The following is a 14,180-nucleotide window of genomic DNA, read 5'->3' as shown; positions in this document are numbered from 1 at the left end:
GAGTACGGGGCTTTTCCCCGATTTTGTTAGGGAATCATGATGAAACTGGTTGGTTTGGTCGGTTGGCGTGGCATGGTGGGTTCGGTCTTGTTGCAGCGTATGCAAGAAGAGGGCGATTTCGCCCATATCGAGCCGGTATTTTTCTCAACTTCAAATGCCGGCGGTAAAGCACCGGCACTGGCGAAAAACGAAACAACGTTAAAAGACGCCACCGATATTGAAGCGTTGAAAAAATGCGACATCATTATTACCTGCCAAGGCGGCGACTACACCAGCGAGATTTTCCCGCAGTTGCGCGCGGCCGGCTGGAACGGCTACTGGATTGACGCCGCTTCGACGCTGCGCATGAAGGACGACGCCATCATCGTGCTCGATCCGGTCAACCTGGACGTGATCAAGGACGGCCTGAAGCGCGGCGTCAAGAACTACATCGGCGGCAATTGCACGGTGTCCTGCATGATGATGGGCCTGGGCGGCCTGTTCCAGCACGACCTGATCGAGTGGATGACCTCCATGACCTATCAGGCGGCATCCGGCGGCGGCGCCCAGCACATGCGTGAGCTGCTGACCCAGTTCGGTTCGATCAATGCCGAAGTCAAGGCATTGCTGGATGATCCGAAATCGGCCATCCTGGAAATCGATCGCAAGGTGCTCGGCAAGCAGCATTCGATGTCGGCAGATGAAACCAAGCAGTTCGGCGTGCCGCTGGGCGGCAACCTGATTCCATGGATTGACAAGGACCTGGGCGGCGGCCTGTCGAAGGAAGAGTGGAAAGCCGGTGCCGAAACCAACAAGATCCTCGGCCGCGGCGAAGGCTTCAGCAATGGCGGCAAGGCAATTCCGGTGGACGGTCTGTGCATCCGCATCGGCGCCATGCGCTGTCATTCCCAAGCCCTGACCATCAAGCTGAAGAAAGATGTGCCGCTGGATGAAATCAACGACATCATTGCCAGCAACAATCAATGGGTCAAGCTGGTGCCGAATGAGCGTGAGGCCTCGATGCGTGACCTGACGCCTGCCGCTGTGACTGGCAGCCTGACAATTCCTGTCGGTCGTCTGCGTAAATTGCAGATGGGTGGCGAATATTTGTCAGCATTTACCGTCGGCGACCAATTATTGTGGGGTGCAGCCGAGCCACTGCGCCGCATGTTGCGGATCGTCCTTGATACCTGACTTGTCGCGGTAGTTGTGATATTGTTGCCGACTTGCAAGATAGCCCGCTAAGTACTTCCCCAATGAAGCTCTTAGCGGGCTTGCCGTATCTTGTCGGTATAACTAATAATCTACCGGCTATTGTTACGACAGCATGTCAATCTAGGTATTGATTTTTAGAAAAACTGGGTACAGTATTTGCTTTCAGCAAGCTTTGTTATTCCATAGACGCCAACGGATAGTCCTAATGCCACACAACATGCACACGAATTCTTCGAATACATTAATTTCCACCGGTTTAAAGACACTCACTGCAGCCGTGGTCTCGGCGTTAATGCTGATCTCCACTGCAGAAGCCGCCGGGTTGGGCAAATTAACCGTGCTGTCCTCGCTGGGACAACCGTTACGGGCAGAGATCGAGCTGACAGCGGTTAGCCCGGATGAGGCGGACGGTTTGGTCGCCAAGCTGGCCAGTCCTGAAACTTATCAACAAGCTAATATCGACTTCAATCCCGCCTTGTTGTCGCTGCAGTTCGCTATCGAACAGCGCAACGGCCGCAAATTCGTCCGCGTGACGTCGAACCAGGCGATGAACGAACCGTTCGTCGATATGCTGATGGAACTCGGCGGCACCAAATCGCGCCTGGTCCGTGAATACACCTTATTGCTCGACCCTGCCGGCCAGCGTCAGAATCAACCGGTCCAGCTGGCAGCGCCAGCGCCGGCTGCACGCCAGCCCGCCAATGCAAGTGCCAGCCGTAGTGCGACAGCGCCGGTGTCTCAGGCGTCGTCGTTCCAACCGGTACCCGGCTCGACCATCACTGATGCGACTCGCGCAGCAGCAGCCAGAGCAGTCGCCAATTCTGCTGGCGGAGGTGCTGCCAAGCAGAGTGTGGCGAACACTTCCGGCAACACGGCCGTTGCTAAGCCATCCGCAGCAGCCCCGGCGGCAACGGCTTCCAGTGGTGATTACCATGTGAAGAAAGGCGACACGCTGGTAGGTATCGCCAATGCCAATCTGCCATCGGGCATTTCGCTCGACCAGATGCTGGTAGCCCTGTACCGCAGCAACGAAGGAGCCTTCGTCGGCAAGAACATGAACCGTTTGCGCTCGGGCCAGATTCTGTCGATCCCTGACGCCGATAGTGCGCGTAGCATCAGCAAGTCGGAAGCGCGCAATGTGGTACTGGCGCAATCGAAGGATTTCAAGAGCTATCGCAACACTTTGGCTAGCCAGGTTGAAGCAGCTGCACCGAACCAGGCCGCTGAATCGAAACAAAGTGGCGGTGGCAAGATTACAGCCAAGGTGGAAGAGCAGGCCACGCCCGCCAGCGAATCGAAGGATAAGCTGAAACTGTCGCGTGGTGCTGCCGCAGCAGGTGTAGCGGCTGGCGTTGCAGGTAACAAGGAAGCCGCCGCAACTGCAGCGACCGAAGAAAAATTGCGCGTGAAAAAGCTGCAGCCGAAGCGCAGTCGCGCGTCAAGGAACTCGAAAAGAATGTCAGCGATCTGCAAAAGACGCTGGAATTGAAGAACAAGAACCTGGCTGATCTGCAGAACCAGGCTAGCAGTGTGAAAGCTGCGCCGGCAACGCCTGCGGCGGTTCCGGCAGCTGCGGCTCCTGCCGTAGCGCCGGCAGCAACACCTGCAGCAACGACAACCCCTGCTCCTGCTGCTGCGACCCCAGCGGCTGCAGCGGCGGCTACTTCGGCGGCATCGGTTGCTGCTGAACCGGCTGCGCCAGTTGCAGCACAGGCAGCTTCCGCAGATGCCAGCGCCGCTGCGCCGGCAGCCCCGGTGGTTACGGCCAAGCCTGCGCCTGCTGCGGCTCCAGCCGTAGCCAAGCCGAAGGTGGCAACGCCAGCCCCGGCCGAGCCAAGCTTTATGGACAGCATCACCGAAAACCCATTGCTGCTGCCGGTCGGTGGTGTGCTGGTGGCATTGCTGGCGGGGCTCGGCCTGTTCCGCTATCGTCGCAATCGTGCGCGTCAACAAGCGTTCCTGGATAGCAGCGGTGCGCCGCTCACCAATTCCGGCCTGAAGGGCAATTCGCTGTTCGGTTCTACCGGCGGTCAAAGCGTCGATACCAAGAACAGCATCTTCAATTCGAATTTCGTGCCATCGGTCAGCCATCTCGACACCAACGTCGATCCGGTCGCAGAGGCAGATGTCTACATTGCCTATGGCCGCGATGCGCAAGCCGAGGAAATCCTGAAGGAAGCCTTGCGCAGCCAGCCAAGCCGCAACGCGATTCGCGTCAAGTTGCTGGAAATCTATGCTAACCGCAAGGATCCGCGCGCGTTTGAAATCCTGGCCAGCGAGTTGTACAGCCTGACCCGCGGCGAAGGCGAAGATTGGCAGCAGGCGGCAGCGCTCGGCCTGAACGTTGATCCGAGCAATCCTTTGTATGGCGGCGGCAAACTGCAGGAGCAGGTGATTGCGAAAGCCGACTCGATTACCGCGCCGACCCAGCCGATGGATGGTCTCGACTTCAACTCCCTGACTGCGCCGACCGAGCCGCAGGCGGCACCGATTCCGGAGCTGGTCCATACTGCCCCGGTGCAATTGCTGGAGCCTCTGACTGATAATGAACTTGGCAAGCATACTGCTTCGACATCGGCTCCTGTGCACAGCAACGACATGGATTTCGATCTGGAAGAGCTTGGAGCCGAAGGTTCTGCCAACCAGAATACTGTACTGTTGTCGGCTGCCCATGATGCTGGCAAGTCGATGCTGGATTCGCTGGATTTCGAACTGGACACCAAAGCACACGCAGCGCCGGTTGCTCCTGCTAAGGTTGTTGAAAAGGCAGCTGCGGCGCCTGCTGCAGCGCCATTGTTCACTGATCTTGAGTTTCCGGTAAGCGGTCAGCCGTCGAACTACGAGCCAACGGTAGCGCACATTGATATCCCTGCTGAAACCAAGCCGGTAATCAAGGCGCCCGCGGCACCAACGTACGCCCAGCATTCGGAGCCGATGGTGGCGCCGCTGGAATTCAACTTGTCAGGCATGAGCCTGGATCTCGACAATGCCGTTCAGGCACATGCTCCGGCGGCAGTTGCGGCGCCTGCACATGTGGCAGTCGACAACATCTCCACGGCAGTCGCCAATCCGGAAATGGCAACCAAGCTGGACCTGGCCGTCGCCTACAAGGAAATCGGCGACAAGGAAGGTGCGCGTGAATTGCTGGAAGAGGTCTTGAAGGGCGGCAGCGGCGAGCAGGTTGAGGCAGCCAAGGCCCTGTTGGCCAAGCTGTAAGCCGTAGAGGATAAACAGTAAAACAGCAGTATAGAAAAATAGCTTAGTATTTGCTTTTGGCGGGCGCAGCGTTATGCTAGCGCCCGTTTTCATTTCTTTTACGACTGGAGTTGCATTGAAGCGGATCGTTCTCGGCGTGCAGTACGATGGCACTCCCTGGCAGGGATGGCAGACTCAGCCTAGCGGCAAGACCGTGCAGGACAGACTGGAGGCCGCCTTGCAAAAATTCACCCTGACGTCGATCGACACGACTTGTGCAGGCCGTACCGACTCCGGGGTACATGCGTTGGAGCAGGTGGTGCATTTCGACACCGATTTGTCGCGCGAATCGTTTTCCTGGGTGCGTGGCCTGAATGCCTTCCTGCCTCCGTCGATTGCGGTGCGCTGGTCCTGCGAATTGCCGCAGGCCACCGATGCTGACCAGGAAAATCAATTCCATGCCCGTTTCAGTGCGACAGCCCGCACCTACCATTATCTTCTCTACAACAATCCAGTCCGTTCACCACTATTGGAGGGAAAGGCCGGCTGGGTATTTCGCTCGCTTGATGTTGACCTGATGCGTGCAGCGGCGGCGCATCTGATCGGCACCCACGATTTTTCCGCGTTCCGCGCGGTGGAGTGTCAAGCCAAATCACCGGTCCGCACGATGGAAGAGATCCGTATCGAGCGACGTGGCGACCTGATCGTCTTCAGCCTGCGGGCCAACGCCTTTCTGCATCATATGGTGCGCAATATCGTCGGTTCTCTGATCTACACTGGCAGCGCCAGCAAACCGCCGGAATGGATAGCTGATTTGCTGCAGCAACGTGATCGAAGTCGCGCGGCGCCGACCTTCATGCCGGATGGCTTGTACCTGGCCCAGGTCGCATATGACCAAAAATGGCAATTACCGCAGCAACCGACAGCGTTGCTGCCGTGGCTGTAAGCGGGTTAACCATTTTTGTTATTGATTTATCATGTCTCTCAAAGTGGTATATTGACTGCGTGCGGCAACTTGCTTGCCATTCAATCACCCAGATGAAATATAGTGCACCATGAGCCACCGTACCAGAATCAAGATCTGCGGCCTGACCCGTGAGCAGGATGTTCAGGCGGCCATCGTCGCAGGCGCAGATGCGCTTGGTTTCGTTTTTTATCCAAAGAGTCCGCGCTACGTGACGCCGCAACAGGCGGCACGCTTGCTGGCCACCGTGCCGCCGTTCATCACGACCGTCGGCCTGTTCGTCAATGCCGAGCCGGGGCAACTGGCGGATGTCGTCGCCGAGGCGCCGGTGTCATTGTTGCAATTCCATGGTGACGAAACCGTGGCACATGGCGCTGCATTGGCACAACGGGTCAATCGACCGTTCATCCAGGCAATGCGCGTCGGAACTGCTCATGTTGCCGCCGATTTGCTAGAATACGCTCAGGCCTATCGCTCCGGCAGCCGGTTGTTTGCAGGTTTGCTGCTGGATACGCTGGTGGAAGGTTACGGTGGTAGTGGAAAGGTATTTGATTGGTCTCTCATCCCAAAAGAACTCGCGCCTCAGGTCGTTTTAAGTGGTGGCTTGAGCGTGCACAATGCGACTGACGCGGTAAAACGCGTACGTCCTTTTGCGGTCGACATCAGCAGTGGCGTCGAACAGGAAAAGGGCATCAAGGACGCCGCCAAGATACGCGCATTCATCGATGCGGTACGGCAGGCAGACGCCGAAATCGGCGGCTTATAGTCCGGATAGCCGCGCATCATGTGCGCGGCACGACAGAGTCAGCACATCATACAGAGAGAAATACCATGAAAGAATTCAACTCGCTCGAGCAATACGCCGAGCGCCAAGCCATCGCCAGCACCAGCACCAGTTTGCGTCAAAGCGCGCAATACAACCTGCCGGACGCAACCGGCCATTTCGGCATGTATGGTGGCAGTTTTGTTTCGGAAACGCTGACATTGGCGCTGTCCGAACTGCAACAGGCCTATGCCAAATATCAAAATGAGCCGCAATTCCTGGCCGAATTTCATAGCGAGCTGAAGCACTACGTCGGCCGTCCCAGCCCGATCTATCACGCCAAGCGCTGGTCTGAGCAGATGGGCGGCGCGCAGATCTATTTCAAGCGTGAAGACCTGAACCATACCGGCGCCCATAAGATCAATAACGTCATTGGCCAGGCCTTGCTGGCCAAACGCATGGGCAAGCCGCGTGTGATCGCGGAAACCGGCGCCGGCCAGCACGGCGTTGCCACGGCAACCATCTGCGCCCGTTTTGGCTTGGAGTGCGTGGTCTACATGGGTAGCGAAGACGTCAAGCGGCAGATGCAGAACGTCTATCGGATGAATCTGCTGGGCGCCAAAGTGGTACCGGTCGAGTCCGGCTCGAAAACCTTGAAGGATGCGCTCAACGAAGCCATGCGCGATTGGGTCACCAACGTCGAAGATACGTTCTATATCATCGGCACTGTCGCCGGCCCACATCCGTATCCGATGATGGTGCGCGATTTCCAATCGGTGATCGGTAACGAATGCCTGGTGCAGATGCCGGAGATGACCGGGCGTCAGCCGGACCACGTGATCGCCTGCGTCGGCGGCGGCTCCAATGCAATGGGAATTTTCTATCCCTACATCGATCATCATGATGTACGTCTGGTCGGCGTGGAAGCTGCCGGTGAGGGCCTGGCCAGCGGCAAGCATTCGGCTTCACTGACGCTGGGTTCGCCGGGCGTACTGCATGGCAACCGCACTTATCTGTTGCAGGATGAAAATGGCCAGATTATCGAGACTCATTCGATTTCCGCTGGTCTCGATTATCCGGGTGTCGGCCCTGAACACGCCTGGTTGAAGGATTCCGGTCGCGCCACCTACGAAACCGTGACCGACGACGAGGCATTGGCGGCATTCCATACCTGTTGCCGCATTGAAGGGATTATCCCTGCACTGGAATCGAGCCACGCGCTGGCTTATGCCGCCAAGTTGGCGGCAACCTTGCCGAAGGATAAGATCGTCCTCGCCAATCTGTCCGGCCGCGGCGACAAGGACATGCATACCGTAGCGGAGCGTTTGAAACTGGGCTGATTGCGATCAGTTGCCGGCCTTGTCCGCAGTGGCTGTCAAAGTTTGCTGCGGACTAAACAACACGTAATCCGTCATACGCAACTCATATCAAAGAATACTATGTCCCGAATCCAAGCCACATTGGCCGCTCTTGCCGCAAACAACAAGAAGGGTTTGATTCCCTTCATCACCGCCGGCGATCCGGCGCCGGAACTGACTGTGCCGCTGATGCACGCGTTGGTCCGCGGCGGCGCCGACATCCTTGAACTGGGCGTGCCGTTCTCCGACCCGATGGCGGAAGGGCCGGTCATTCAGCGTGCCTGTGAGCGGGCGCTGAAATTCGGCGTCAGCCTGCATGACGTGCTCGGTTATGTAAGGCAATTCCGGCAGGACAACAGCACCACGCCGGTGGTCTTGATGGGCTATGCCAATCCGCTCGAGCGGATGGGAGTCGATGCCTTTATTGCCGCAGCCAAGGAAGCTGGCGTCGACGGCAGTATCGTGGTCGATTATCCGCCCGAGGAGTGCGAGGAATTTGCGGCCAAAATGCAGGCGAACGGCATGGATCCGATCTTCCTGCTGGCGCCGACCTCGACCGAAAAGCGGATCCAGCAGGTCGCCAAAGTCGGCGGCGGATTCACGTATTATGTGTCGTTGAAGGGGGTGACGGGCGCCGCCAACATCGATACGACTGAAGTCGCCGCACGTGTGGCGGCGATCCGCAAACATGTCAAATTGCCAATCGGCGTCGGTTTTGGCATTCGCGATGCGGCCACAGCCAAGGCGGTGGCGCAGGTATCGGATGCAGTAGTGATCGGCAGCCGGATCATCCAAGAACTGGAAAATACTCCGCGCGAGCAGGCGGTCGCCGCCGTGGAAAATTTTCTTTCTGGAATTCGCAAGGCGCTGGACGAGTAGTTTGTGGTTGAAATTGCAATTTAATCGGAATTCGTAGCAAATTGCCGATAATGTCTGGCTTTGGTTGTGGGTAGGTAATTCGTCCTGCTGCCGTGGTTTTTGAATTCAGCCCGACTATTTTTATTGTAAATTTGAAAATTGTTGTCTGATTTGCTGGGGCAGAGCCGCTTGCCGCGCCATCGCGGCACTTAAACTCTGTCCTACAGTGGGTCGAGCCCTGTCCCGCAAATGTATTTATTGTTTCGCCGTTTTGGGGTTGAAGGTACAATTCGGCAAGAAAAAATCTGAAGGAGGTCGCTCCATGAGCTGGCTAGAAAAATTACTGCCCCCACGTATTCAGCGCAACGAGTCGGCAACGCGCAAGTCCATCCCTGAGGGATTGTGGGTCAAATGCCCGTCTTGCGAGGCGGTTTTGTATCGCACCGATCTCGAATCGAATATCCACGTTTGCCCGAAATGCAGCCATCACATGCGCATTCGTGCCCGCGAACGTCTGGACGCCTTGCTGGATGCCGGCGGTCGTTACGAAATCGGCCAGGAAGCACTGCCGATCGATACCCTCAAGTTCAAGGACAGCAAGAAGTATCCGGACCGCCTGAAGGCGGCAATGGACGCCACCGGCGAAACCGATGCACTGATCGTGTTGGGCGGCTCCATCATGAGCCTGCCGGTCGTCGTGGCCTGCTTTGAATTCGAATTCATGGGCGGCTCGATGGGTTCCGTGGTGGGCGAGCGCTTTGTGCGCGGCGCCCAGGTTGCACTGGAGCAAAAAGTGCCGTTCATCTGCATCACCGCCACTGGTGGCGCGCGGATGCAGGAAGGCTTGCTGTCGCTGATGCAAATGGCCAAGACCACTTCGATGCTGACCAAGTTGTCGGAAAAGAAATTACCTTTCATTAGCGTGCTGACCGACCCGACCATGGGTGGCGTGTCTGCCTCCTTTGCCTTCATGGGCGACGTTGTGATCGCTGAACCGAAAGCGCTGATCGGCTTCGCCGGCCCGCGCGTGATCGAGAATACCGTGCGTGAAAAATTGCCGGAAGGTTTCCAGCGTGCCGAGTTCCTGGTCACCAAGGGGGCCGTCGACATGATTGTCGATCGTCGCAAGATGCGTGAAGAAATCGCGCGTTTGTTGGCGTTGTTGCAAGATCAGCCGGCCGAATCCATCGCTTGATGTGAAGTGTGCTGGTCACGGCCTGAACTGTCGTCGGTTCGGGCTTTTTGTTTTTTAGGCCGGCTTCGGATTGCAATTGCAGTTGCCGGAGCAGGCTTTCCGCTGGGTTTTCATATGCCAAATATGCCGTCTAAACCGGTAACGCTCGCCGACTGGCTCACATTGCTAGAGTCGCGTCATTTCAAGACCATCGATATGGGCCTGGACCGGGTAGTGCAGGTGAAGGAGCGGCTGCGGCTGCAATTCACCTGTCCGGTCATCATGGTAGCCGGTACCAACGGCAAGGGATCGACCTGTGCCATGCTGGAGTCGATACTGCTGCGCGCCGGTTACAAGGTCGGTCTCTATATCAAGCCACATTTCCTGGATTTCAACGAGCGTGCCCGCATAGGCGGCGAATCGGCGTCGGATGCGGCGCTGATTGCCAGTTTTGAAGCAGTGGAAGCGCAGCGCGGCGATATTTCGCTGACCTATTTTGAATTCACGACCTTGGCCATCATGCATTTGCTGGCCAATGCCAATCTCGACGTGGTAATTCTTGAAGTTGGCCTTGGTGGGCGGTTGGATGCGGTCAATATTGTCGATGCGGATGTGTCCATTGTCACCAGCGTTGATATCGATCACACCGATTACCTGGGCGATACGCGCGAGAAAATCGGCTTTGAAAAGGCTGGCATCTTCCGCGCAGGCAAAGCGGCCATTTGCAGCGACCCGGTGCCGCCGCAATCTCTGATCGATCACGCCAACGCGATCGGTGCCGACCTGTGGCTGATGGGGCGTGATTTCAACTATACCGGCGACAAGCAACAATGGAACTACGGCGGCCGCGGCCAGCGCCGTAATTCACTGGGTTACCCCAGCTTGCGCGGTGCTAATCAGTTGCTGAATGCCTCGGCCGCACTGGCTGCGCTGGAAGTGTTGCGCGATCGTTTGCCGGTAGGCGCGCAGGAAGTGCGCAACGGCTTCGCCATGATGGATCTTCCGGGGCGTTTCCAGGTGCTGCCTGGACAGCCGCTGGTGATCCTGGACGTTGCACATAATCCGCATGCGGCGGCGACGCTGGCGCAGAATCTCGACAACATGGGCTTCCATCCTTACACCTATGCAGTATTCGGCGCCATGCTGGACAAGGATATTGAAGGCATCGTCACCCAACTGAAGGGCCGCATCGACCACTGGTGCCTGACCGCATTGCCGTTACCGCGCGCGGCCTCCGGCGAGCAATTGAAAGAACGTTTGTCCGAGGCTGGTGTCCGTACAGGGGATGGCGCCAATGCCGAGTCCAGCGTGCTTTCCTTTGATTCTCCTGCAGAAGCTTACGCAAATGCCTTAAGCAGGGCAGGTGAGAATGATAGAATTGTGGTTTTCGGATCATTCCTGACGGTGGCTGGTGTCATGCAAGCCAGGAAATTCGGATTCCACTGACGATTTTCAAGCGGATTCGATTCGGATCCGCCAACTAGCAAAATATATCGCATGGGTTTGTTCTCTTTTCTTCGCAAAAACAAGCAGCAAACAGACCCTGATCAGGGCGTTTATCGTTCCAGGGACGATACTGGAATCGGCCCCGGCGCCGAGCAGGCGGAACTGCCTTTGCGGACCCGCAAAGCCCGGGCCAGCAAGGCTGCCAATCAGCAGAACGAAGCGGTAGATCCGGTACTGCCGGAAAAGAAGCGCGCCCGTCGCCGCCTGGTCGGTGCCATCGCGCTGGTGCTGGCGGTGGTGATCGTGCTGCCGATGATCCTCGATTCCGAACCGAAACCGCTGCCGGAAGATATCGCCATCCAGATTCCTTCGCGCGACAAGCCGGAAGCCAGCGCGTCTGCCAGCTCCGCTGCATCGGTCAGCAGCAGCGGCCTCGATAAGCAGGAAGAAATCGTTGATCCTGCCAGCAGCACCCCGCCTGCCGCAGCGGCCGTCACGCCACCAGCCGTCGCAGCGCCTGCGCCGATAACGACACCGCCGGCAAGCGCCACCGTCAAGCCTGCCACGCCCGATAGTCTGGCTGCTGTAACGCCGCCGATGCCGATGCCGACGCCGAAGCCGGTTGCGCCTAAACCTGAAGTGAAGCCAAAGCCGGAAGCCAAGCCGAAAGTAGAGGCCAAGGCCAAGTCCGACCCGATGGCCGACAAGAATGACGATTCAGCCCGTGCGCTGGCAATTCTGGATGGTCACAGCGATGCCACGCCAGCGCCAGAGAAGAAGCCTGGTAAATTCGTGCTGCAGGTCGCCGCGCTGGAGTCCCAGGACAGGGTCAATGAACTGCAGGGCAAGCTGAAAGGCGCCGGTATTCGTTCCTATACGCAGAAAGTGCCGACTGCCAGCGGCGAGCGCATTCGCATCCGTGTCGGTCCGTTCAGCAGCAAGGAAGAGGCCGAAAAAACACGCGCCAAGCTGGCCAAGCTAGGCCTCAACGGCAGTTTGATCCCAGGCTAAATGAATGGCCCGAAGTGTGCTTGATATGCGTGGCTTGATTTTCGCGTTATTTGCGCCATATGGATTACTGATCAGAAACCCCTGAGCCGCGTGACAATTTTCGATTACCTGGTGTTGTTCGTGCTGATCTGCTCGGTGGTGATCAGCACTTTGCGTGGCTTGGTGAAGGAAATTCTGTCGCTGGCGAGCTGGGTGATTGCTTTGGTGATCGCCAACGCATATGGTGAAAATCTGGCAGAATTGCTCCCCGATGCGATTCCGGGACATGTAGCGCGATTAATCGTGGCTTTCCTGGCGCTGTTTATTGGCGTAAGGTTATTAATGATGTTATTGAGCATGGCGCTCAATGCCGTGATCAAGGCCAGTGGCCTGGGTGTGGTGGATCATGGGCTTGGTGTGATGTTTGGACTGGCCCGTGGCCTGGTGATCGTGCTGGCGGCAGTTCTGGTGTGTGGTGCTACGGCAATACCGCAACAGCCTTTCTGGCGCGATGCGATGCTCAGCCCGCTGGCGGAAACCGCAGCGCGAACCGTCATCCCCTATTTGCCAGGGGAGTTTGCGAGCCATCTGAAGTTTTGAATTTGCTGTAATGGATTGCCTGCATCTTTATGCAGCCGCCATTGAGCCGTAACGAATTGTTTATTGTTTAGGAGTCCACCATGTGTGGCATAGTCGGCATCGCTTCCCAAAATCCCGCCAATCAACTCATTTATGACGCATTGTTGCTTTTGCAACATCGCGGCCAGGATGCGGCGGGCATTGCAACCAACCACGGCAACGGATTCTTCATGCACAAGGCCAACGGCCTGGTGCGCGACGTTTTCCGTACCCGTAACATGCGCTCGCTGCCGGGTAACTACGGCATCGGCCAAGTGCGCTACCCAACCGCCGGTACTGCGAGCGCGGAAGAGGCGCAACCGTTCTACGTCAATGCGCCGTTCGGCATCATCCTGGCGCATAACGGCAACCTGACCAACGCCGAGCAGTTGAAGATCGAGATGTTCAAGAACGATCGTCGGCACATCAACACCGACTCCGATACTGAAGTGCTGCTGAATGTGCTCGCGCACGAAATCCAGCAAGCCACGATCGGCTACTCGCTGGATCCGGGCGTGCTGTTCAAGGCGGTCGCCAACGTTCACAAGCGGGTGCGTGGCTCCTACGCCGTTGTGGCGCAGATCGCCGGCCACGGTTTGCTGGCTTTCCGCGATCCTTACGGCATTCGTCCGCTGTGCATCGGCGCCAACGAAACCGACAAGGGCACCGAATACGTGGTCGCCAGCGAATCGGTTGCGCTGGAAGGCCTGGGCTTCCGTTTCCTGCGCGATGTGATGCCGGGCGAAGCGATCTTCATCGATATCGACGGCAAGATGTACAACCAGCAGTGCGCTGAGAATCCGACGCTGAATCCATGCGCGTTTGAATTTGTCTATCTGGCTCGTCCGGATTCGATCATTGACGGCGCGTCAGTGTACGCCACCCGCCTGAAAATGGGCGAATACCTGGCGGACAAGATCAAGCGTGAATTTCGCAGTGGCGACATCGACGTAGTCATGCCAATTCCGGATTCGTCGCGTCCGGCGGCAATCCAGCTGGCGCTCAAGCTGGGTATCGAATACCGTGAAGGCTTCATCAAGAATCGCTACATCGGCCGCACCTTCCTGATGCCAGGGCAGGCGATCCGCAAGAAATCAGTACGTCAGAAACTGAATGCGATCGGCTCCGAGTTCAAGGGCAAGACAGTGTTGCTGGTCGATGATTCGATCGTGCGTGGCACCACCAGCCGCGAGATCGTGCAAATGGCGCGCGATTCCGGCGCCAAGCGCGTGATCTTTGCCTCGGCTGCGCCACCAGTCAAGTTCCCCAACGTCTACGGCATTGACATGCCGACCCGTGGCGAACTGATTGCCTACGGCCGCACCGATGAAGAAGTTTGCCGTGAAATTACTGCCGATGCGCTGGTATATCAGGATATCGACGCGCTGAAGCGTTCGATCTCTGACGTCAATCCATTGCTGCTGAATTTCGAAGCATCCTGCTTTGACGGTAATTACATCACCGGCGATATTTCGCGCGATTACCTTGATCGTATCGAGTTCGCACGGAATAATCCGAAGCCTGAGGCTGAAGAAGGTGTGCGTTCGCAATTGAATCTGAGCTTGGCACAAGTCGACTGATTTTGCTTTCTGAACGTATGCAATATTCAGCTTAAGAAAC

The 14,180-nt window shown here is 57.2% G+C and carries 12 protein-coding genes; all 12 read left to right on the top strand.

Annotated features, from left to right (window positions below; genetic code table 11):
- The first annotated feature begins 39 nt into the window (after window positions 1-39).
- The 12 genes from asd (at window position 40) to purF (ending at window position 14,140) form a co-directional block, all read left to right on the top strand.
- Window positions 40-1,173 (top strand): aspartate-semialdehyde dehydrogenase, encoded by a 1,134-nt coding sequence (gene asd, locus CAter10_RS11975; RefSeq protein ID WP_061535314.1) that lies wholly within the window; start codon window positions 40-42, stop codon window positions 1,171-1,173.
- A 238-nt stretch (window positions 1,174-1,411) separates the two neighbouring features.
- Window positions 1,412-2,683, top strand: a complete 1,272-nt coding sequence (locus CAter10_RS22470; protein ID WP_164840444.1) for a type IV pilus assembly protein FimV — start codon at window positions 1,412-1,414, stop codon at window positions 2,681-2,683.
- The gene (locus CAter10_RS22465; protein WP_236905327.1) at window positions 2,680-4,410 is read left to right on the top strand and encodes a motility hub landmark protein FimV; all 1,731 of its coding nucleotides are present in this window, start codon (window positions 2,680-2,682) and stop codon (window positions 4,408-4,410) included. The genes CAter10_RS22470 and CAter10_RS22465 overlap by 4 nt, the downstream gene beginning before the upstream one ends.
- A gap of 73 nt (window positions 4,411-4,483) precedes the next feature.
- Window positions 4,484-5,335: a tRNA pseudouridine(38-40) synthase TruA gene (gene truA, locus CAter10_RS11965; protein WP_061533583.1), complete on the top strand. Its 852-nt coding sequence runs from the start codon at window positions 4,484-4,486 to the stop codon at window positions 5,333-5,335.
- A gap of 109 nt (window positions 5,336-5,444) precedes the next feature.
- Entirely contained in the window at window positions 5,445-6,119 is a 675-nt protein-coding gene (locus CAter10_RS11960) for a phosphoribosylanthranilate isomerase (RefSeq protein WP_061533582.1), read from the top strand.
- 65 nt (window positions 6,120-6,184) lie between these two features.
- The gene (gene trpB, locus CAter10_RS11955; protein ID WP_061533581.1) at window positions 6,185-7,456 is read left to right on the top strand and encodes a tryptophan synthase subunit beta; all 1,272 of its coding nucleotides are present in this window, start codon (window positions 6,185-6,187) and stop codon (window positions 7,454-7,456) included.
- 99 nt (window positions 7,457-7,555) lie between these two features.
- Entirely contained in the window at window positions 7,556-8,353 is a 798-nt protein-coding gene (trpA, locus tag CAter10_RS11950; RefSeq protein ID WP_061533580.1) for a tryptophan synthase subunit alpha, read from the top strand.
- A gap of 301 nt (window positions 8,354-8,654) precedes the next feature.
- Window positions 8,655-9,527 carry an acetyl-CoA carboxylase, carboxyltransferase subunit beta gene (accD, locus tag CAter10_RS11945; protein ID WP_061533579.1) on the top strand — a complete coding sequence of 291 codons (873 nt, stop codon included), beginning with the start codon at window positions 8,655-8,657 and terminating at the stop codon, window positions 9,525-9,527.
- Window positions 9,528-9,650: 123 nt separating this feature from the next.
- Window positions 9,651-10,952, top strand: a complete 1,302-nt coding sequence (gene folC, locus CAter10_RS11940; RefSeq protein ID WP_128083203.1) for a bifunctional tetrahydrofolate synthase/dihydrofolate synthase — start codon at window positions 9,651-9,653, stop codon at window positions 10,950-10,952.
- Between the two features lie 51 nt (window positions 10,953-11,003).
- Complete coding sequence (locus CAter10_RS11935) at window positions 11,004-11,963, top strand: SPOR domain-containing protein (RefSeq protein ID WP_061533577.1); 960 nt, start codon at window positions 11,004-11,006, stop codon at window positions 11,961-11,963.
- Window positions 11,964-12,053: 90 nt separating this feature from the next.
- On the top strand, window positions 12,054-12,542 hold the full coding sequence (locus CAter10_RS11930; RefSeq protein ID WP_061533576.1) for a CvpA family protein: 489 nt from the start codon (window positions 12,054-12,056) through the stop codon (window positions 12,540-12,542).
- 80 nt (window positions 12,543-12,622) lie between these two features.
- A complete protein-coding gene (gene purF / locus CAter10_RS11925; RefSeq protein WP_061533575.1) occupies window positions 12,623-14,140 on the top strand; it encodes an amidophosphoribosyltransferase in 1,518 nt (505 codons plus the stop codon).
- Window positions 14,141-14,180: the final 40 nt, after the last annotated feature.

The organism is Collimonas arenae (assembly GCF_001584165.1).
GTDB classification, from domain to species: domain Bacteria; phylum Pseudomonadota; class Gammaproteobacteria; order Burkholderiales; family Burkholderiaceae_D; genus Collimonas; species Collimonas arenae.
Note: the sequence above shows the minus strand (reverse complement) of the source record. Positions and strands in the feature narration are given on the sequence as shown.

Coding starts and splice junctions, on each gene's coding strand:
- asd (WP_061535314.1), top strand. CDS start 40: ATGAAACTGGTTGGTTTGGTCGGTTGGCGTGGCATGGTGGGTTCGGTC.
- CAter10_RS22470 (WP_164840444.1), top strand. CDS start 1,412: ATGCACACGAATTCTTCGAATACATTAATTTCCACCGGTTTAAAGACA.
- truA (WP_061533583.1), top strand. CDS start 4,484: ATGCTAGCGCCCGTTTTCATTTCTTTTACGACTGGAGTTGCATTGAAG.
- CAter10_RS11960 (WP_061533582.1), top strand. CDS start 5,445: ATGAGCCACCGTACCAGAATCAAGATCTGCGGCCTGACCCGTGAGCAG.
- trpB (WP_061533581.1), top strand. CDS start 6,185: ATGAAAGAATTCAACTCGCTCGAGCAATACGCCGAGCGCCAAGCCATC.
- trpA (WP_061533580.1), top strand. CDS start 7,556: ATGTCCCGAATCCAAGCCACATTGGCCGCTCTTGCCGCAAACAACAAG.
- accD (WP_061533579.1), top strand. CDS start 8,655: ATGAGCTGGCTAGAAAAATTACTGCCCCCACGTATTCAGCGCAACGAG.
- folC (WP_128083203.1), top strand. CDS start 9,651: ATGCCGTCTAAACCGGTAACGCTCGCCGACTGGCTCACATTGCTAGAG.
- CAter10_RS11935 (WP_061533577.1), top strand. CDS start 11,004: ATGGGTTTGTTCTCTTTTCTTCGCAAAAACAAGCAGCAAACAGACCCT.
- purF (WP_061533575.1), top strand. CDS start 12,623: ATGTGTGGCATAGTCGGCATCGCTTCCCAAAATCCCGCCAATCAACTC.